General features: G+C 67.3%; 21 protein-coding genes. 11 read left to right on the top strand and 10 right to left on the bottom strand.

Features of this window, described 5'->3' with window-relative positions; genetic code table 11:
- The first annotated feature begins 78 nt into the window (after positions 1 to 78).
- Positions 79 to 414 (top strand): hypothetical protein, encoded by a 336-nt coding sequence (locus tag C474_RS02490; RefSeq protein WP_239640363.1) that lies wholly within the window; start codon positions 79 to 81, stop codon positions 412 to 414.
- A gap of 139 nt (positions 415 to 553) precedes the next feature.
- Here the strand turns inward: C474_RS02490 and C474_RS02485 are convergent, their stop codons facing one another.
- Positions 554 to 2,143 carry a DUF790 family protein gene (locus tag C474_RS02485; protein WP_008383603.1) on the bottom strand — a complete coding sequence of 530 codons (1,590 nt, stop codon included), beginning with the start codon at positions 2,141 to 2,143 and terminating at the stop codon, positions 554 to 556.
- Positions 2,144 to 2,279: 136 nt separating this feature from the next.
- Here C474_RS02485 and C474_RS02480 point away from each other — a divergent pair, with 136 nt between their 5' ends.
- Together C474_RS02480 and C474_RS02475 are read left to right on the top strand one after the other, a co-directional pair.
- The gene (locus C474_RS02480; protein ID WP_008383602.1) at positions 2,280 to 2,660 is read left to right on the top strand and encodes a hypothetical protein; all 381 of its coding nucleotides are present in this window, start codon (positions 2,280 to 2,282) and stop codon (positions 2,658 to 2,660) included.
- An 87-nt stretch (positions 2,661 to 2,747) separates the two neighbouring features.
- A complete protein-coding gene (locus C474_RS02475) occupies positions 2,748 to 3,155 on the top strand; it encodes a hypothetical protein (RefSeq protein WP_008383600.1) in 408 nt (135 codons plus the stop codon).
- Between the two features lie 28 nt (positions 3,156 to 3,183).
- On the opposite strand, the gene C474_RS02470 is transcribed toward C474_RS02475, so the two are convergent.
- Complete coding sequence (locus tag C474_RS02470; protein WP_008383598.1) at positions 3,184 to 4,584, bottom strand: DEAD/DEAH box helicase; 1,401 nt, start codon at positions 4,582 to 4,584, stop codon at positions 3,184 to 3,186.
- Positions 4,585 to 4,666: 82 nt separating this feature from the next.
- On the opposite strand from C474_RS02470, the gene C474_RS22485 reads away from it, so the two are divergent.
- The gene (locus C474_RS22485; protein WP_008383596.1) at positions 4,667 to 4,819 is read left to right on the top strand and encodes a hypothetical protein; all 153 of its coding nucleotides are present in this window, start codon (positions 4,667 to 4,669) and stop codon (positions 4,817 to 4,819) included.
- Between the two features lie 16 nt (positions 4,820 to 4,835).
- On the opposite strand, the gene C474_RS02465 is transcribed toward C474_RS22485, so the two are convergent.
- The gene (locus C474_RS02465; RefSeq protein WP_008383594.1) at positions 4,836 to 5,126 is read right to left on the bottom strand and encodes a hypothetical protein; all 291 of its coding nucleotides are present in this window, start codon (positions 5,124 to 5,126) and stop codon (positions 4,836 to 4,838) included.
- 38 nt (positions 5,127 to 5,164) lie between these two features.
- The gene (locus tag C474_RS02460; RefSeq protein WP_008383592.1) at positions 5,165 to 6,088 is read right to left on the bottom strand and encodes a sulfite exporter TauE/SafE family protein; all 924 of its coding nucleotides are present in this window, start codon (positions 6,086 to 6,088) and stop codon (positions 5,165 to 5,167) included.
- A gap of 254 nt (positions 6,089 to 6,342) precedes the next feature.
- On the opposite strand from C474_RS02460, the gene C474_RS02455 reads away from it, so the two are divergent.
- Positions 6,343 to 7,464, top strand: a complete 1,122-nt coding sequence (locus C474_RS02455; protein ID WP_008383590.1) for a pyridoxal phosphate-dependent aminotransferase — start codon at positions 6,343 to 6,345, stop codon at positions 7,462 to 7,464.
- A gap of 267 nt (positions 7,465 to 7,731) precedes the next feature.
- Positions 7,732 to 8,028, top strand: coding sequence for a DUF7344 domain-containing protein (locus tag C474_RS02450; protein ID WP_008383588.1), 297 nt, complete (start codon positions 7,732 to 7,734; stop codon positions 8,026 to 8,028).
- 182 nt (positions 8,029 to 8,210) lie between these two features.
- On the opposite strand, the gene C474_RS02445 is transcribed toward C474_RS02450, so the two are convergent.
- The 3 genes from C474_RS02445 to C474_RS02435 form a co-directional block, all read right to left on the bottom strand.
- Positions 8,211 to 9,386 (bottom strand): redox-regulated ATPase YchF, encoded by a 1,176-nt coding sequence (locus C474_RS02445; RefSeq protein WP_008383586.1) that lies wholly within the window; start codon positions 9,384 to 9,386, stop codon positions 8,211 to 8,213.
- A 58-nt stretch (positions 9,387 to 9,444) separates the two neighbouring features.
- Positions 9,445 to 10,341, bottom strand: coding sequence for a DUF4349 domain-containing protein (locus tag C474_RS02440; protein WP_008383584.1), 897 nt, complete (start codon positions 10,339 to 10,341; stop codon positions 9,445 to 9,447).
- Between the two features lie 83 nt (positions 10,342 to 10,424).
- Complete coding sequence (locus tag C474_RS02435) at positions 10,425 to 11,276, bottom strand: polymer-forming cytoskeletal protein (RefSeq protein WP_008383583.1); 852 nt, start codon at positions 11,274 to 11,276, stop codon at positions 10,425 to 10,427.
- Positions 11,277 to 11,374: 98 nt separating this feature from the next.
- On the opposite strand from C474_RS02435, the gene C474_RS02430 reads away from it, so the two are divergent.
- A complete protein-coding gene (locus C474_RS02430) occupies positions 11,375 to 11,575 on the top strand; it encodes a DUF5800 family protein (RefSeq protein ID WP_008383580.1) in 201 nt (66 codons plus the stop codon).
- Positions 11,576 to 11,642: 67 nt separating this feature from the next.
- Here C474_RS02430 and C474_RS02425 read toward each other — a convergent pair whose 3' ends face one another.
- Both C474_RS02425 and C474_RS02420 read right to left on the bottom strand, forming a co-directional pair.
- Complete coding sequence (locus C474_RS02425; protein WP_008383578.1) at positions 11,643 to 11,975, bottom strand: hypothetical protein; 333 nt, start codon at positions 11,973 to 11,975, stop codon at positions 11,643 to 11,645.
- 39 nt (positions 11,976 to 12,014) lie between these two features.
- Positions 12,015 to 12,821: a ribonuclease H-like domain-containing protein gene (locus C474_RS02420; RefSeq protein WP_008383577.1), complete on the bottom strand. Its 807-nt coding sequence runs from the start codon at positions 12,819 to 12,821 to the stop codon at positions 12,015 to 12,017.
- Positions 12,822 to 12,945: 124 nt separating this feature from the next.
- On the opposite strand from C474_RS02420, the gene C474_RS02415 reads away from it, so the two are divergent.
- Positions 12,946 to 13,656: an SOS response-associated peptidase gene (locus C474_RS02415; protein WP_008383576.1), complete on the top strand. Its 711-nt coding sequence runs from the start codon at positions 12,946 to 12,948 to the stop codon at positions 13,654 to 13,656.
- 53 nt (positions 13,657 to 13,709) lie between these two features.
- Here C474_RS02415 and C474_RS02410 read toward each other — a convergent pair whose 3' ends face one another.
- Entirely contained in the window at positions 13,710 to 15,020 is a 1,311-nt protein-coding gene (locus C474_RS02410) for a DUF389 domain-containing protein (protein WP_008383575.1), read from the bottom strand.
- A gap of 121 nt (positions 15,021 to 15,141) precedes the next feature.
- Here C474_RS02410 and C474_RS02405 point away from each other — a divergent pair, with 121 nt between their 5' ends.
- The 3 genes from C474_RS02405 to C474_RS02395 all read left to right on the top strand — a co-directional run bounded on the left by C474_RS02405 (position 15,142) and on the right by C474_RS02395 (position 17,141).
- A complete protein-coding gene (locus C474_RS02405; RefSeq protein WP_008383574.1) occupies positions 15,142 to 15,357 on the top strand; it encodes a hypothetical protein in 216 nt (71 codons plus the stop codon).
- Positions 15,350 to 16,381, top strand: coding sequence for a hypothetical protein (locus tag C474_RS02400; protein ID WP_008383573.1), 1,032 nt, complete (start codon positions 15,350 to 15,352; stop codon positions 16,379 to 16,381). Before C474_RS02405 ends, C474_RS02400 begins: the two co-directional genes overlap by 8 nt.
- Positions 16,382 to 16,442: 61 nt before the next feature.
- Positions 16,443 to 17,141 (top strand): dolichyl-phosphate hexose transferase, encoded by a 699-nt coding sequence (locus C474_RS02395; RefSeq protein ID WP_008383572.1) that lies wholly within the window; start codon positions 16,443 to 16,445, stop codon positions 17,139 to 17,141.
- Positions 17,142 to 17,148: the final 7 nt, after the last annotated feature.

Raw genomic sequence — 17,148 nt, 5'->3', positions numbered from 1 at the left:
CCGGGAGTTAACTTCTGCCTTCGCCCAGGGATGTTCATGCGTCGGCGTCAGTTCCTCGCTCTCGGGGCGGTGGTTTCCGTGGCAGGGTGTTCCGGGTCGTTCGGCGGCGAGCAGCACGGCCGCCTCAACCTCACCGTTCGGAACGACCGCGCCGACGCCATCACCGTCCAAGTGGAGGTCGTCGATGCCGAGGGACTGAACTACGAGTTCGAGGAGGTCCGAATCGACAGCGGCGTTGCCGAAACGTTCGGGGTCCTCGTCGGTACCGACGGCCGCCACGAAGTAACGGTCACCGGAGACGACCGGCGCAGCCAACTCGCGTGGAACGTCGATTCCTGCCTCCGGTTTCGGGGAACCGTTCGCGTGACCGCCGAGCGCGTCGAAGTCGCTAGCAAATGTATTCAGCAGCGATAGGTTCGGACCGCACACGTCGCCGGCCCGCGGCATCCGAACGGCACATCGAGCCTACCGCTCGAAATCAGTCGTTCTCTGTGCGTTTGGTCTCCGAGCGCAAGCACAGAACGTACCGAGGTGGCTCGACAGAGCCGCCGTCTCAACGCTTCGGTCGGAGCGTCCCGCCGCTGAGTCCCTCCCACTTCACTTCGTAACCCAACGTCGAAAGAACCGAGCTGGTGTCAGTTATATTCCAGCTTGCTATCGCTTCCTCGGCCTCGCGATACGACAGGCCGGGTTCGAGTTTCGCAGCAATATCCTCCAACGCCGCCGAACGGACGAGCGTCCGTCCCACTCGTTGGTGCTCGGGGAACGCCACGCCGTCGAGCACGTCCTCGCTGACGCCCCGTTCAGCGGCGAGCGCTTCCAACGAGATTGCGTCGGCGTCCGGCCGGAGTTCGTCGGGCAACTCGGAGACGGCCGCCGTGGTCAACTGCTCCTCGTATCGTCGGAGCGCGTCACGCACGTCTTTCAGGCGAACCGACCCGGAGTACGGAATCGCCCGGTGGTCGCGAGCTTCGATGTCTTCGCTCACGCCGAGGCTCTCGTCGACGGCGACGAGCATCTCCACGTCGTCGACCGTTTCGAGTTGTTCGAGCTTCTTCTCGACGTACTCGGGGGTCCAAAAGCCCATAATCTCGAAGAACACCCGGAAGTCGCCGAACTTGTAATCGAAGGCGAAGTCCGGAATCATCACGCTCGCTCCGACCGCTAACGGTTCGGGCTCGCGAGCGAGTTCCCAATCGAGGTCGACGGACCCGAACCGGGCCGCGAAGTCGGCCTCGACGCCGCTATCGAAGCTCATCTCGGCGACCGTTTCGGGGCCGAGAACGTCGATGGGGTCCTCGTCGGAGAGTTTCATCGTGCGCTCGGTCCCCCGGTCGTCGATAGTCGCCGTCACCTCCCACTCCGCCATCTTCGCAACCGTCCGGAGCAATCGCGCGAACGTCGTTCCGTATCGCCGCGTGTTTCGGAACAGCGAATCCGGGCCGGTGACGACGACCTCCCAGCCGTCGTCGTCGGTCCGTATCTCGTACATGAGACGGAGCCGTTTGACCGCCGTCACGAGCGTTCGTGGGTCCGAACACCGGATACGAAGCTCGGTAGCGTCGAAGAGGGCGGTCTGGGCGAGCGAGATGTTGTAGAGTCGGACGAGGTTGTCCGGCGAGATATCGACGCCGTCCGAACGGTCCCACTCTTCGGTCTGAGCGGGCGAGCGGTCGTACCGCGCCAGCAGGTCGTCCGGCGACCACCGCGCGTCGAACCCGGTCAGCACCTCGTTGACCTCCCGGTCGGCGTACAGCGACGACTCGACGGCCGAGGCGTCGCTCCCGAGTCGGTCCGCCGCGGCGTCGAGGACGGCCGCTCGCTCGTCGGGCGTGGTCGGGACGCCCGCCCGTTCGGCCTCCTCGAACGCCGTGCGCCTGACGCGCCGGGGCGGCAGGGGGGCCGACACCTCGAACGTCGCCTCCCGGTCGAGGAGCGCCGCGAACCCGCGGACGAGCTTGAAATCCTCGGCTTCGGCCTCCAGCGACGAGAGGGCGTCGTCGAGGCGGCGGCGGGGTTCGCCGACGTGGCCCTGGAAGACGCCGAGGACCCGAGCGGCCAGCGGGCGCGACTCCGAACCGACGAACTGCGGGCGGTAGCCGCCGCCGGCCCGGGAGACGCGCAGGAGGTTTTTCGTCAGCACGGAGAGACGTTCGCGGCGGACCGCCTAAAGTCGCGTGTCACGAGCCGAGATCTCGATGAAATTACCACCGCTCGCGATAATATCAGACTCGTTTCACCGTAAAATATTATGGTGTCAGGACACGATCACTACCTATATGTCCGACGCTCCCACCGACGACCGAACGAGAGGGGAAGAGACAGTCGCAAACGAATCGGACGGTGCGACGCGAACGGACGACGCCGGCGAGGCGCGGACGGCCGGCGGGACTACGGTGCGGGACGGAACCACCGACCCCGAACCGGACGACGAGGCGACCCGGACGGACGGCCGCGACGACAGTCACACGGGGCTGCTGTGGTTCTCCGCGGCCGGAGCGGCCGTTCTGAGTCTGCTCTGGATTATCGACGTGACGGGCTGGTTCGGTCTGACGTGGGCCGTCCTCGGGTCGACGACGACCCTCGCACTGGCTATCATCGCCGCCGTCGGCGCGGTGCTGTTCTGGTACGACGGGTCAAGCGGCGCGACGGCGGCTTAAGCGGCGACGGCAGCCTAACGGGCGACGACCGCGTCGCCCTCGCGCCCGGTCGGAAAGACTATTGAGAGCGTCCGCCGACGGGCGTGTATGAAGTCGCCGCGGCCGACGACGCGGAGGGGCCTCCTCGCCCTCCTCGTCGGTCTCTCGTCGGGATGTCTCGGCTCGCCTCCGAGCGCGACGGGTCCGCGCCGACCGCCCGCGCCCCCGGAGGGACAGCCGCGCAACACGCCCGCCCAGCCGGACCTGTACGTGTCGACGTTCGATTACGAGGCGACCGACGGCGGGAGCCTCCGCGTGTTCGGCGAGGTGGGCAACCGCGGCGGCGTCGAACGAGTCGCCACCGTCCGCGTGCGCGTTCGGATGGGCGACGAGACGTACGCACAGGAGCGGTCGGTGAGCGTTTCGCCCAGCGGCACGGCGGCGTTCTCGGCGACGTTCGACGTGAGCGCCGAGGAGTTCGAGCGCGCCGGCGGCCTCGACGTGACGCTGGTCTGAAAACTCGGAGAGGCTCGCGTCCGGCCCGTCAGCGGCGACGCGACGCGACCCGCTCCTCCGCCGTCTCGGCGCTGACGAGTTCGTACAGTATCGCAGTCCCGACATCTGAGCCTCGCTCCGACGAGGGACCGTTCGCTCCGCTCGCGGTCCCGCCGTCGGGTTTCGGCCGGAGGACGCGGCCGAGTCGCTGGGTGAACTCCCGCTCGGACCCGCTGCCCGCGAGGAGGACGGCGACGTTCGCGTCGGGCACGTCGACGCCCTCGTCGAGGACGTTCGCGGCGACGATGCGGGAGTAGGTGCCGTCGCGGAAGCGTTCGAGGAGTTCGCGCCGCTCCTCGGCGCCGGTTTCGCTCGTTATTGCCGGGAGCAGGTAGCGCTCGGAGAGGCGGTAGACGAGGTCGGTGTGCGCCGTGAAGACGATGATACGGTCGTCGCGGTGCTTATGGAGGATGCGACCCAGTCGCTCGACCTTCTCGTCGGCGTTCATCATGATGCGCCGGGCGCGCTGCTTTGCGAGGAGCGCCTCCCTCGCTTTCGGGTCAGACCCCGACCGCATCACGAGTTTCTGGTAGTCAGACCCCGAACGAAAGGAGAGGTTCGAGCGCTTGAGGTAGTCGACGAACGTCCCCTGCGCCTCCTCGTAGCGCTCGCGTTCTTCCGGCGAGAGGTCGACTTCGACCCGGCGCACCTCGTAGTCGGCGAGGTGGTCGCCCGCCAAGTCGTCGACCGAGCGGTCGTACACCTTCGGCCCGACGAGTTCGGCGACGGCCTCGTGGGCGCCGTCCGGACGCTCGAACGTCGCGGTGAGGCCGAGTCGGGCCGGCGCGGCGAGCAACCGGGCCACGTCGCGGTAGCCCTCGCCGCCGAGGTGGTGCACCTCGTCGAAGACGACGAGGCCGAAGTCGCCGCCCACGTCCTCGGCGCGGAGGTACGCCGAGTCGTACGTCGAGACGGTTATCGCCTCCCGGTTCTGCTCGCCGCCGCCGAACTGGCCGACGGGGACGCCGAACTCCGTCTCCAGTTCGCGCCGCCACTGCGTGAGCAGATCCACCGTCGGGACGACGACGATGGTCGGAACGCCGAGTTCGGCCATCGCGGCGACGGCGACGACGGTCTTTCCGGCCCCCGTCGGCAGTTCGAGTACCCCTCGGTCTCCGTTCTCGCGCCACGCGTCGAGGGCGTCGCGCTGGTAGTCGCGCAGGTCGTAGGCGTGCGAGAGATCCAGACGCGTCTCGGGGAGGACGCGGTCCTCGTAGTCGACGCCCCGGTCGTCCAGCACCGCGCGCAGGTCGGCGTAGCGGTGGGCGGGCGCGCGAGCGACGAGTCCCCGGTCGTCCCACCGAACGCCGGGCAGGTCGGCCGCCTCGACGGCCGATTCCGACAGGCCGCCGACGCGAACCGTCCCGTCATCGAACGTCAGCGTGAGCACGGGGAGAGATGGGTCGGCGTCGGGTATAAATCGACGGACCGGACGGCGGGGCGTTTTTCACGCCGCGGGGAGAGTTTCGACCATGAGCGATGAACTCGAAACCGCGGTTGAGACGTTCCTCGACGACGTGGACACCGCGTACGGGGAGTACGAACAGGGCTACGCGGACGCGGACGCGACGTTGGCGCTCGTGATGAGTCACATCGAGGACCTGCGAGACGAGTACGAGGGCTGAGTGGGTCGGACAGGACTCAGACGAACGGCTCGTCGTCCGAGCAGGTCGCCTGCGTGAACCTCACCGATCGGTCGCCGGTGAGCGTCACCAGCAACCCGGGCTCCGGGTCGTCCGGCCCGCCGCAGTCCGGCCGATAGTGGTAGTGGTGCGACGCCTCTTCGAGCACCGTCACGGTCAGCGTGCGGTCGCGCCAGTTCATCACGCCCACGTCCATCGTCGGACGCGGCGCGGGGACGGCCGAGCACCCGGCGACGCCGGCACCGAGCACGACGCTCGCGGAGGCGAGAAAGTCGCGTCCGGAGGGCATCGCGCGGGACGTTCCGAGCGCGCGCAAAAAGCCTTCTTCTACAGGAACAGCGCCGGAATCGTCTTCCGGAAGATGTTCAGCGAGATGACGAACAGCAGACCGACGACGAACCGGTTGAACCACGTCTCGTTCACCTCGACGCGTCTGAGATACGTCCCCGCGAGGAGACCGACGAGCGTCACGACGGCGATGACGCATCCCAACCAGAGACGGTAGGTCGTCATGAGGTCGGTGAACAACGCCATCTGGACGATGCGGACGGTGAAGATGAGACCGAGCACCATCGACAGGCCGCCGATGTACCGCTCGGCGTCGCGTTCGAAGGTGTGAAAGTAAGCGGGCAGGAGCGGTCCGAGATTCGAGACGGCCAAGAGGAAGCCTTCGAGAAAGCCCGCGACCGAGAGCGCGACGGGGTGGTGAGCCTCCTCGACGGTGACGAACCCCTGCAGCACCTGAAAGATGACGTAACCGAGGATGACGAGGCCGATGAGGAACGGGACGATGGGGCCCGTACTGTACGCCGCGAGGAAGGAAACGCCGAGGACGGCGCCGATGCCCGCTAAGAGCATCAGGAGCCACTCCTCGCGGACGAAGTCGAGTCCGGTGTCCGTCTCACCTATCTGGAACATGTTTATCATCCACGGCGGGATGGCGAGGACGACGACGGCCAGCGTCGGGTCGATGACGGTGGCAAAGATGGGCGTGGCCACGAGGGCGTAGCCGAACCCCAACATGCCCTTTATCGCCCCCGCAAGAATCGCCACGGCGACGAAGAGAGCGAGCGTCGACGCCCCTACGTCGGCCCGAATCCCGGCGGTGACGTTCCCCGCCCCGGGGAAGAGGACGACGGCGCCGACGAGGACGACGAGCGCCGCCGCGGTCATCGTCACCTCGCGGTACCGGAACGCACGGAGGTGCTCGAGAAACTGTGCGGGGTCGACGCGCGCGTTGTTTGTGGTCACGTGTGGACTCTCCGGACCGGGGGTACGGGACGGACGGTCTTTCGGTGTGCGGCGGCGGCGACGGTTGTATCGAATCCGCGTCGCCGACGGAAGGGTAATTCCGTCGGGATAGGGGCTCTCGGCCGTCGATTTCTGCGAAAGAGACCGTACTTCGGCGTCACGTATTCCGGACCTTATTGCCGGATTATTTCCCGTGCGCGGGCCCGCGGCCGTGTGAGGGAAGAACTATCCCGGCGGCGGACGCGGGGTAGCGTATGTCGGACTTTTCAGAACGAGTCGAGAAGGTGTCGATAAGCGGAATTCGAGAGGTGTTCGAGGCCGCCGGGGAGGGGGCGATAAACCTCGGCCTCGGACAACCCGACTTCGCCGCCCCCGACCACGCGCGCCGGGCCGCCATCGAGGCCATCCGGGACGGGCGCGCGGACGCCTACACCGAGAACAAGGGGATACTGTCGCTCCGCGAGGCCATCGCGGCGAAGCACAAACGCGACCAGGGAATCGACCTGCATCCCGACGACGTCATCGCGACGGCGGGGGGGTCCGAAGCGCTCCACATCGCGATGGAGGCGCACGTCGACGCCGGCGACGAAGTCGTCATCCCCGACCCGGGATTCGTCTCCTACGACGCTCTCACGAAACTCGCCGACGGGACGCCCGTGCCCGTCCCCCTGCGCGACGACCTGACGCTCGACCCCGCCGCCGTCGAGGAGGCCATCACCGACGACACCGCGGCGTTCGTCGTCAACAGTCCGGGCAACCCGACGGGCGCGGTGTCGCCGCCGGAGGACGTCGAGGAGTTCGCCCGCATCGCGGACGAACACGACGTGCTCTGCATCTCCGACGAGGTGTACGAGTACACCGTCTTCGACGGCGAGTTCCGCTCGCCCGCCGAGTTCGCCGAGACGGACAACGTCGTCGTCGTCAACTCCGCCTCGAAACTGTACTCGATGACGGGGTGGCGCCTTGGATGGGTGCACGGGTCGTCGCGGCGAATCGAGCGCATGCTCCGCGTCCACCAGTACGCGCAGGCGTGCGCCTCTGCCCCCGCGCAGTTCGCCGCCGAAGCGGCGCTCACCGGCCCGCAGGACCGGGTCGAGGAGATGACCGAGTCGTTTCGGCGCCGGCGCGACATCGTGGTCGAGGGCCTCGAAGACATCGGTCTCACCGTCCCGACGCCGACGGGCGCGTTCTACGTGATGCCCGAGGTGCCGGCGGGGTTCGTCGACGAGTGCCTCGAACGCGGCGTCATCGTCGTCCCCGGCGAGGCGTTCGGCGCCCACGGCGAGGGCTACGCCCGCCTCTCGTATGCGACCGACGAGGAATCGCTCCGCGAGGCCCTCGACATCATGGCCGACGCCTACGACGCCGTCGTCTGAGAGTATCTCCGCTTTCCCGCTCCGGATAACTCGACATTAACTGCCGTAGTCGGGCGGTTACACGCGCGCTCCCTGTCGAGAGAAATACTGTCTGAAATGAGATATTTTTCACGGGACGAAGTAGATGCGCGTCGTTTACGCTCGGTCAAATCAGAGCGAAGGTCGTCTTAAAACCTAACCGATTAGGGCCGGGACTGATACTCCACTCTCGTCTCTACGGAGTACGGTCGAAGGGACGAGAAGTCCCTCCGAATCACACCACGAACGATGAACGATACAATCGCCACCTTCGCCGACCGTGACCGACAAACCGTGCTGTCCTGCCTCGACGACCGCCGCGGGACGGCCGATATCGAAGCGCTCGCCGCCGACGTCGTTGCCGAACGCGAGTGCACGAGCCGTGACGAAGTGACCGACGAAGATCGCGACGCCGCCCTGATTCGACTCCACCACGTCGACCTGCCGAAACTCGACAAGGCAGGTTTCGTCGACTTCGACCACGAGACCGGCACGGTCGACCGCCGCGCGAGGCCCGCCCCGACGTCAACCGTGCACTCGGACTGAGGCGTCGAGGTAAACTTATACCGTTTCGGTGCGGAGGAGTAACCGGCCGGGACGTACACAGGACTCTGCCATGGACACGTAGGTCCTCACATCCCCGGTTTTCACGGACGCTAGCCTCCGAGCGACGCGTCCATCCTTCAGTTCTCCGACCCCGCGCGAGCGGCGGCCCCGAAGCGAGCCGTTCAGTTCGCGGTACTGACTATCTTTATCACGTCGCCCTCCTCCAGTTCGTAGTCCTCGCCGATACGGCGGGCGGAGCGGGCGTCGACCGCGTGGAGGTAGCCCTCGCCGATATCCGAGTGGACGGCGTACGCGAGGTCCTTCGGCGTCGACCCGCGTTCGAGGAGGAAAGCGTCGGGGAGCATCTCGCCCGTGCCGTCGGTCCACTTCGTCTCGTTCTGTACGGGGTAGGCGGTCACCATGTCGAGCACGTCGTAGACGGCGGTGTTGAGAGCCTCCTGGACACCGGTGCCACCGTTGGCCTCGGACACCTCGCGGATCTTTTCCAGTCCCGTCGCCTGCGCGTCGCTCACGTCGCCGACGATGTCGAAGTCGTCGTCGCCGGGGAGGTAGTCGACGACGCCGGCCTCGGCGGCCTTCCGCAGGGCGAGTTCGCCGTCGGCGGTGGCGGCGACGACGGGCTTGTCCGTCTCGCGGAGGCGTTCGAGGTTCTCCGGCGGGGCCGCGTCCGCCTTGTTGGCGACGAGGACGATGGGTTTCGTTCGCTCGCGCACGTCGCTCGCGAGGGCCTCGCGGTGCTCGTCGGTCCACTGCTGGGGGTCCTCGGGGTACTCCAACGCGCGCAGGGAAGCGGCCACGTCGTACTCCGTCGCGCCGAACCCCGTCAGCATCTCCGAGAGCGCTTCGTCGATGTCGAAGTCCGGCGACCGGGACTTGCGGACGACCGACTCCCAGTTCTTCTCGATGATGCCGGCGAGCCACTGCTCTAGCTCCTCTTCGACGAAGTCGGCCTCCTCGACGGGGTCGTACGTGCCGACTTCGACGGGTTCGCCCTCCTCGTTCGTGCCGCCGGAGGCGTCCACGACGGCGAGGATGACGTCGGCGTTCGTGAGAGCGTCGAGGAACTGGTTTCCCAGCCCTCGGCCCTCGTGCGCGCCAGGGACGAGGCCGGCCACGTCGAGGAGTTCGACGCCGACGTAGCGCACGCCGTCCTCGCAGTTGCCGCAGCGTTCCTCCCGGTCGAGGCAGGGACACCGCGTGCGGGCGTAACTCACCCCCCGGTTCGGGTCGATGGTCGTGAACGGGTAGTTCCCCACGTCGACGTCCGCCAGGGTCGCCGCCTTGTAGAAGGTGGACTTGCCCGCGTTGGGCTTGCCCGCGAGAGCGACAGAGAGCATGGTCGATGATGGAGAGACGGCCGGAACATCCTTTCGGTCCCCGCAGTCGAACGACCGCTCAGACGCGCGGGAGTCGGTGGCGGAAGCGCCACGCGAGTCCCGCGAGAACGACGAGGGGCAGGACGAACGCGATGACGTACGGGAGGGCGTAGGCGACGCCGACGACGAGGGCGCGGGCGACGACGACGACGCCGTCGACGGACTGGAGGAACGCCGAGACGACGGGCGTGTCGTACCAGCGGTCCGGCGCGATTCGGTTCGGCGTCGGCCGCGGTTCGTTCAGTCGGACCGTGAGCGTGGAGTAGGCGACGCGGTCCTCCAAGGACTGCTTTTGTGCCTCCAGTCGCTCTATCTCCCCCTGCACGTCCGAGAGTTCGCGCTGGACCGCCAGCACGTCCTCCGTCGTGTTCGCGCGCGCGTACAGGTCGCGGAGTTGGTCGCGTTGCGCGCGGAGGTTCTCCAATCGCGCTTCCAAGTCGACGAGTCGGTCGGTCACGTCCTCGGTGTTCGTTTTGACCACTTGGACGTCGCCCTCGGCCTTCGCGTCCTCCACGAGGGCGTCGAAGTCGTCGGCGGGGACGCGCAGGACGAGTCGACCCGTCGTGTACGTCTCGTTGTCGACGCGGTGTCGCTCCTGGGTCGAATCGGAGACGAACCCCCCGTAGCCCTCGACGGCCGCGGTGAGATTCGCCGTCGAGGCGTCGAAGGAGTCGACTTCGACGCCCACGGTTCCGGTCTTGATGAGTCGACGACTCTGCACGTTCGCCTGCGCGGACGCGTCGGCGTTCCCGCCGCCCGACCCACCCGACGCGGCTTCGGCCTCCGTCGCGGCCCCGCCGTCGGCCACCTGGGTACTCATACCGCCACTCTCGCCGCCGTTGGCCGCCCCGTTGCACCCCGCGAGGGCGACGAGGAGGACGAGAGCGACGGCGACGAGCGTTCGTCTCTGTGACATGATGGGGGAACGTACGGCGACCCATCAAAAATATGTACCGTAGACTCAAGCGGACGTTTCAGTCTGGCCCGGACGGTCTCATCTCACTCGGCGTCGCGGGAGACGTCGGCGCGAACGATTCGCATCTCGCCCTTCGCGCGCATCGTCCCGTCGACGGCGGCGTCCTCGTGGAGTTTCAGTTCCGCGCAGGAGACGTCGCCCAGGACGCGGGCCCCCGACTCGATGGTGACGGTGCCGTCGCGCGTCGTCACGTCGCCGTGGACGCGGGTGCCCGACCCGACGGAGACGTCCCCTCTGGCGCGGAGACTGCCGAAGATGTTGTCGTCCTCGCCGATAGCGATGGACTCCGCGCGGATGTTGCCGTGCAGGCGGCAGTCGTCGCCGACGACGGCGGGCGTCGACGCCCGCCACGCGTCGTCGGAGACGGTGGACCCGCGCGGGATGACCAGCGGGTCCACGTCGCCGTCGCCTGACAGCGAGTCGGCGAGTTCGTCGGCCGTCTCGTTCTCCCCGAGTCGGAGGAGTTGCGAGAGGACGATAAAGTAGAAGACGAGCGTCGGCACCGGGTTCCGGATGACGATCCATCCGCTGGCCTCGAACCCCTCCTCGATGTCCACGTCGTCGCCGATGTCGAGGTCGCCCGACACCATGAGTCGGCCGCCGACGTGGACCCGTTCGCCGAGGTAGGCGTCCTGCCCGACGAGGACGTTGCCGGCTACGTCGCACCAGACGTCGAGGCGGCAGTCGCCCTCCGCCTCGATGTCGCCGCCGAACTGCACCCGTTCGCCGGCGAACACGTTCCGGCCGCGGACCCCGAACTCGACGGTGCTCTGCCCTCCGACGATGACGTCGCCGTCGGTCACCAGCGCGTGCTCTTCGACGGTGGTGCCGTCGGGTATCTCGAGGGCGTCGAGCGGGTCCGAACCGAGTGACACACTCCCTTGTGACGCGTCCTCCGTTATAAGCGCCCCGCAAGACGGAGAGCTGACGCCGGGGGGACGGGCTTTTGTAGGTCCCCGGACTATCCTGCGCTATGACGGTTTTGTCGTTCGACGACAAAGGCGTGGACGTCGAGTACGAGGGGACCGAGTTCCGCCTCGAAAAGACGCTCATCGAGAACGCCACCGAGAAGTCTTACCCCGACGTCACCGACCACGAGGTACTACAGATAGTCGAGAAAAACCCCGCGCTCAGCGGCGAACCCCGCCGAATCCAGGACATCCTGAACACCTGACTCCGCCGAGGATGGGCGGTCGTACCGTTCCGTCCCCGTCGCCCGAACCGACCGTTCGACCCCCTCCTCAGCCCAGACCCCGGTCGTCGGGCCGCTCTTCGAGTTCCCCGGCGCGGTCGATGAGGTAGTCCATGAGACGCTTCGCCGAGTCCTCGACGGTCTGCAGGTCGTCGCCCGAACGGCCGCTGACGCGGACCGATAGCTGGTAGAGACCGAGTTCGACGTTCGGGACGGTATCGTCGGCGCCGTTCGATAGTTCAGGGTCCCGCCCGTCCTCGTCGTCGGCCACGTCGCTGCCGTCGGCCTCCGCCGACGCCGACTGCCCCTCACCCTCGCCCGCGTCGACGTCGGCCTCCTGTTCGGGGTCGACCGCCTCCTCAGAATCCGCGTCGTCGGTCATGTGCGGCGCCTATCGCCCGTGGTACAAAAGTACTCTCGTCTACCTCTCTTCCGGCGGCGACCGACCGCTCACCGCTCGGTCGGCGTCCGCGCCGTCGACGAACGGGCCGAGCGAGTCCTCGTGGAGCGAGGACGCGACGATATCCATCAGGTTCGTCAGGTTGGCGGTGTCGTCGCGGTTGTAGGAGACGAGGGTGTCGAGGGCGTCCTCGTCGCCGTCGCGTTCGTACCGGTGCCACAGTCGCACCGCGTCGCGGCCCGAGAGGTCCGGTCTGTCGCGGTCGATGCCTACCTCCCGCTCGATGGACTTCAGCCCGCCCGTCAGGTCGAGGCGGCGGCAGGGGTACATCAGGTCGATGTGCGGGGCGTCGACGGAGACGTCGAAGTTCTCCTCCAAAAACGGAACGTCGAAGCGCTTGCCGTTGAACGACGCGACGAGGGCGGCGTCGGCGAACTGCTCGCGGAGGGCCTCGGCGGTGAGGTCCTCGCCGCGGACGAGCGTCGTCGTCTCGCCGTCCCGGTGGAAGGAGACGGTGGTCACGTCGTTGCTCGCGGCGTCGAGTCCGGTCGTCTCGATGTCGAAAAAGCAGGTTTCCTCCCGGAAGTTCTCGTACAGGCGCCAGCGCTCGCCGGAGGGGAACACCTCGCCGAAGTAGCGCGCGTCGCCGTCGTCCAGACGTTCGAGGGAGTCGGCGACGAACGTCTCGATTCGGGCGCCGGTCTTCTCGCCGACGGGCGCCGACCGCGGGTCGAACGCCTCCCACGTCAGGACGCCCTCCTCCCACAGTCCCCGTTCGGTCCGTTCGCCCACACCGCGGACGGGGATGAAGCTGTTCTCGATGCGCATACCACCAACCGGGGGACGGCGACGCCTAAACCCTTCGAGTGGGGTGCGGGCCGGGACGCCCCGACGACGGACCGTCTCGCCGGGCGACCGCACCGTTTTCACCGCCGCGCGCGTAGCGGGAGGTATGTGTGGCCGGTACAGCCTGTTCACCCCGGCGGAGGAACTGGAAGCGCGGTTCGGCGCCGAGTTCGAGGCGCCGCCGGAACCGCGGTACAACTGCGCGCCGGGACAGGAGCTTCCGGTCGTGACGGACGACGACCCCGACGCCTTCCGGTCGCTGACGTGGGGACTCGTCCCCTCCTGGGCCGACGACCGGTCGGTCGGCAACAATCTCATCAACGCGCGCGCGGAGACGGTGCGCGAGAAGCCGAGTTTCCGCGAGGCGTTCGAGCGCCGGCGCTGTCTCGTCCCCGCCGACGGCTTCTACGAGTGGGTGCAGGCGGAGGGCGGCAAGCGACCCTACCGCGTCGCCTTCGAGGACGACCGGCCGTTCGCCATGGCGGGCCTCTGGGAGCGCTGGAAGCCGACGCAGACGCAGACCGGCCTCGGCGACTTCGCCGAGGGGTCCGCCGGCGCGGACGCCGAGGCGGAGGTACTGGAGACGTTCACCGTCGTCACCGCCGAACCGAACGACCTCGTCTCCGAACTCCACGACCGGATGTCGGTCATCCTCGCACCGGAGGAAGAGGAGACGTGGCTCCGCGGCGACGCCGAGGAGGCGGCGTCGCTGCTCGATACGTTCCCCGACGCGGAGATGCGGGCGTACCCCGTCTCGACGCGGGTGAACAGTCCCGCGAACGACGACGCCGACATCGTCGAACCGGTCGACGTCTGAGAGCGGCGCCCAATCCCTTCGTTCCCGTTTCTTCCGTCCCCGGCGTCACCGGGTCACGCCGCCGCCGGGTTCCCCGTCGGACGGGTCGCACTCGACGTCCGAGACTCGGTGTACTGGACGGTGACCGCCACGTTCCGACCGGTCCGCCGTTCGACCTGTTGTTCCAACCGCGAGGCGAGGTCCGGGTAGGCGTTGTTCGACGTGCGGCCGACGTGGACGGTGACGCTCGTCGGTTCGTTCTCCAGCGAGGTGCCGACGTAGCCGACTTGCACGCCCGACAGCGTGAGGTTGGCGTACGAGGGCTGCTCGAACGTCGTCTGGACCTCCTGGTTGACCGACTGGGAGAACACGATGCTGACGCCGGTGAAGTAGCCGGTGCCGACGACGGCGACGAGGAGGACGAGGAGCGTCCCGTAGACTGCCATCCGGTCGTCCTCGAGAGACTCTCGGAACGACTTTCCCTCCTCGCGCCAGTCCGGGACGTAGCCCATCACCCGGAGGGTGACGAACGCGCCGAGGTTGATGGCGAGGATGTTGACGAGCAACAGGAGAACTGCGCCCGTCGCCAAGAGCGGAGACGCCCACGCGATACCGAGTCCGGCGGCCGCGGCGGAGGGAATCAGTGCGGCGGCTATCATCACCCCGATGATGGCCGTCGACTGCTCGGTCGTGTAGCCGAACGCGCCGACGATGCCCGCGATGATGGCCCCCAACGTCGACAGGAACGTCGGCGCCAGTCTGACGCCGACGAGTTCTATCTCCGAGGGTTCGAGCGCCGGGGGAACGACGCCGATTGCCTGCACTAACCACCCGAACAGGGCGGCGCCGACGATAGCGAGTCCGAGGCTGAGAAACTGCTCTCTGATGCTGGCGACGAACATCTCCCAGTCGTCGAGGAGGGCGCCGGCGGGAGCGGCGAGCGCGGAACTGGCCTGCGGGGCGATGATCATCGCGCCGATGATGAGCGCGGGTTGGTCGAGGAGCAGTCCCGCCGCCCCGGCGAGGACGCTCAGCACCGTCCCCACGTAGTAGATCTGATACGGCCACTGCATCTCGCGTATCTTCGCGTGCAGTTCCTGCTTCGAGAGCTTTCTGACCGTCGCGGAGTAGCGCTCGCGGAGCCCCTCGTACTGGGACATCTCCACCGTCTCGGCCTTCGTCACCACCGTGTAGGACTCCTCGTCGACGTCGGCCTCTTCGAGGCCTTCGAGCACCGTGGAGACGGCCGCCGTCGGGACGGGGAGCATGAAGAACGTCTCGTCGCCGTCGCGCGGTATCGTCACGTAGTCGATGTCGTTGTCGTCGAGGACGGGGACGACCTCGTCTCGCTTGTCCGCAGAGACAGAGAGATGAAGTTCGCGCATCTAACTAGACGCGTCGACCAGACGGGGGCTATAGCTTATGCCTCCATAAACCAGCACTTTAACCGGCGGGGTCGTTCCGACGGCCCCAATGCGCTTATCGCACGGCGACGAACGCCGGTCTGTGTCATCGAACGAAACGCGGACGTGGGAGTATCGGACGCTTCGCCCGCCGCGCGAGGAGACGAAAAAAGAGACGAGCGACCCGGCCGAGAAGCTGAACGAACTCGGGGCGGACGGGTGGGAACTCGCGGATACGCTCGACTACGTCGGAGGTGGAACGAAGTTCATCGTCCTGAAACGGCCGGCCGACAGCGAGTCGGGGGGCGACGATGAGTGATGACGGTGGCGACAGCAGCGACATCGGCACCGCGAACACGATGCGGGGGCGGGCCGACGAGAGCCGACTGAAAGTCAAACTCCTCCTGCAGGCGAACCGGGTGGTCGTGACCGGGGCGTTCGCGCTGTTCATCTTCGTCGGCTTCATCCTCTTCAGCGTCTTCTTCGCGCCGTCGCTGGACGCAGAGATCAAATCGACGGACACGATAGAGACCATCTTCTCGACGATGATCAGCGTGCTCGTCACGGGGACGACGCTCGTCATCACCATCAACCAACTGGTGCTCTCACAGGAGAACGGCCCGCTGGGCGACCAGCGCGAGCGGATGAGCGACGCGATGGACTTCCGCACGTACGCGAAGGACCTGCTCGGGGAGTCGGTGCCGGCCGACCCCTCCGCGTTCCTCCAAGCACTCGTGGTCGAGACCGAACGGCGGAGCGAGGTGGTCGACCGACTCGCCGCCGAGAGCGACGACGAGGAACTGCGCGAACAGGTGACGGAGTTCGTCGACAGCATCCACGGCAACGCCCAGGAAGTCGAAGACGAGTTGGACGGCGCCTCCTTCGGGACGTTCGAGGTGCTGTTCGCCGCGCTCAACTTCAACTACTCGTGGAAGATATACCAGGTCGAGCGCATCACCGGCGAGTTCGGCGACTCGCTCACGGACGACCAGAAGCGGGCGTTCGATGACCTCCGAACCTCGCTGTCGATGTTCGGTCCGGCCCGCGAGCACATCAAGACGCTGTACTTCCAGTGGGCGCTGGTCGACCTCTCGCAGTACATCCTCTACGTCGCGGTGCCCGCCCTCCTCGTCGCCGGCGTCATGCTCACGTTCGTCGGCGCGGAGACGTTCGGATCGACGCAGTTCCTCGACGTGCCCGTCATCACGTGGGTCGTGAGCGCGGCGTTCACCTTTACGCTGATTCCGTTCTTACTGTTTACCTCCTACATCCTCCGCATCGCCACGGTGGCGAAACGGACGCTCGCCATCGGACCGCTCATCCTCCGTGACTCCCAGCGGTAACTCTCGGCGACTTCGGAGTATTTTTCGGCACACCTAAAAGATTCGCCGTCGAGTTGCGTGTATGACCGAGCGAGCGTACGACCTCGGCGACGTGAGCGTCGTCATGGGGGCGTACAACGAGGTGGAGGCTATCGGGTCGGTCCTCGCGGACGTCGACGCCGCGACCGAGGGGCGGGCGGAGGTGGTCGTCGTCGACAGTTCCGACGACGGCACCGCCGCCGTCGCCCGAGAGCGCGGCGCGACGGTCGTAAAACAGCCCCCGAAGGGGTACGGGGCGGCGGTGGAACGGGCGCTGACCGAGGCGTCGAACCCGGTCCGCGTCACCACCGACTGCGACGGCACGTACCCGATGGACCGCATCCCCGACTTCCTCGAACTGGTGAACGAGGGGTACGACGTGGTGAGCGGCGACCGACTGTACCACGGCGCCGAGGCGATGCCGGCGCTGAACCGCCTGGGCAACCGCGCCTTCGCGGCGACGGCGAGTCTCCTCTCCGGGGAGCGACTGTACGACGTGACGACGGGCATGCGCGCCTACCACGAGGACGTGGTCGAGTCGATTCAGTGGACGGAGAACACGGGGCTGTCCGCCGAACTCCTCGTCCGGCCGGCGATGCGGGGCTACCGAGTCCGACAGGAGCCAATCGAGTACGCCGAGCGACTCGGAGAGACGAAACTCGACCCGTTCGCCGGCGGCCGCGAGATAGCCGCGTCCATCCTCCGCGTCTGCGCCGAGGAGCGACTCCGGCGGCGTCGGTGAGCGCCGC

This window comes from Halogeometricum pallidum JCM 14848 (genome assembly GCF_000337095.1).
Classification (GTDB): Archaea; Halobacteriota; Halobacteria; order Halobacteriales; family Haloferacaceae; genus Halogeometricum; species Halogeometricum pallidum.
The sequence above is the reverse complement of the archived record's forward strand: the minus strand, read 5'-3'. Positions and strand labels throughout refer to the sequence as shown.

Excerpts from the sequence above, each read along its gene's own strand:
- C474_RS02415 (WP_008383576.1), top strand. The coding sequence starts at position 12,946 with ATGTGTGGCCGGTACAGCCTGTTCACCCCGGCGGAGGAACTGGAAGCG.
- C474_RS02395 (WP_008383572.1), top strand. The coding sequence starts at position 16,443 with ATGACCGAGCGAGCGTACGACCTCGGCGACGTGAGCGTCGTCATGGGG.
- C474_RS22485 (WP_008383596.1), top strand. The coding sequence starts at position 4,667 with ATGAGCGATGAACTCGAAACCGCGGTTGAGACGTTCCTCGACGACGTG.
- C474_RS02465 (WP_008383594.1), bottom strand. The coding sequence starts at position 5,126 with ATGCCCTCCGGACGCGACTTTCTCGCCTCCGCGAGCGTCGTGCTCGGT.
- C474_RS02400 (WP_008383573.1), top strand. The coding sequence starts at position 15,350 with ATGAGTGATGACGGTGGCGACAGCAGCGACATCGGCACCGCGAACACG.
- C474_RS02430 (WP_008383580.1), top strand. The coding sequence starts at position 11,375 with ATGACGGTTTTGTCGTTCGACGACAAAGGCGTGGACGTCGAGTACGAG.
- C474_RS02475 (WP_008383600.1), top strand. The coding sequence starts at position 2,748 with ATGAAGTCGCCGCGGCCGACGACGCGGAGGGGCCTCCTCGCCCTCCTC.
- C474_RS02450 (WP_008383588.1), top strand. The coding sequence starts at position 7,732 with ATGAACGATACAATCGCCACCTTCGCCGACCGTGACCGACAAACCGTG.
- C474_RS02420 (WP_008383577.1), bottom strand. The coding sequence starts at position 12,821 with ATGCGCATCGAGAACAGCTTCATCCCCGTCCGCGGTGTGGGCGAACGG.
- C474_RS02455 (WP_008383590.1), top strand. The coding sequence starts at position 6,343 with ATGTCGGACTTTTCAGAACGAGTCGAGAAGGTGTCGATAAGCGGAATT.
- C474_RS02445 (WP_008383586.1), bottom strand. The coding sequence starts at position 9,386 with ATGCTCTCTGTCGCTCTCGCGGGCAAGCCCAACGCGGGCAAGTCCACC.
- C474_RS02480 (WP_008383602.1), top strand. The coding sequence starts at position 2,280 with ATGTCCGACGCTCCCACCGACGACCGAACGAGAGGGGAAGAGACAGTC.
- C474_RS02440 (WP_008383584.1), bottom strand. The coding sequence starts at position 10,341 with ATGTCACAGAGACGAACGCTCGTCGCCGTCGCTCTCGTCCTCCTCGTC.
- C474_RS02410 (WP_008383575.1), bottom strand. The coding sequence starts at position 15,020 with ATGCGCGAACTTCATCTCTCTGTCTCTGCGGACAAGCGAGACGAGGTC.
- C474_RS02425 (WP_008383578.1), bottom strand. The coding sequence starts at position 11,975 with ATGACCGACGACGCGGATTCTGAGGAGGCGGTCGACCCCGAACAGGAG.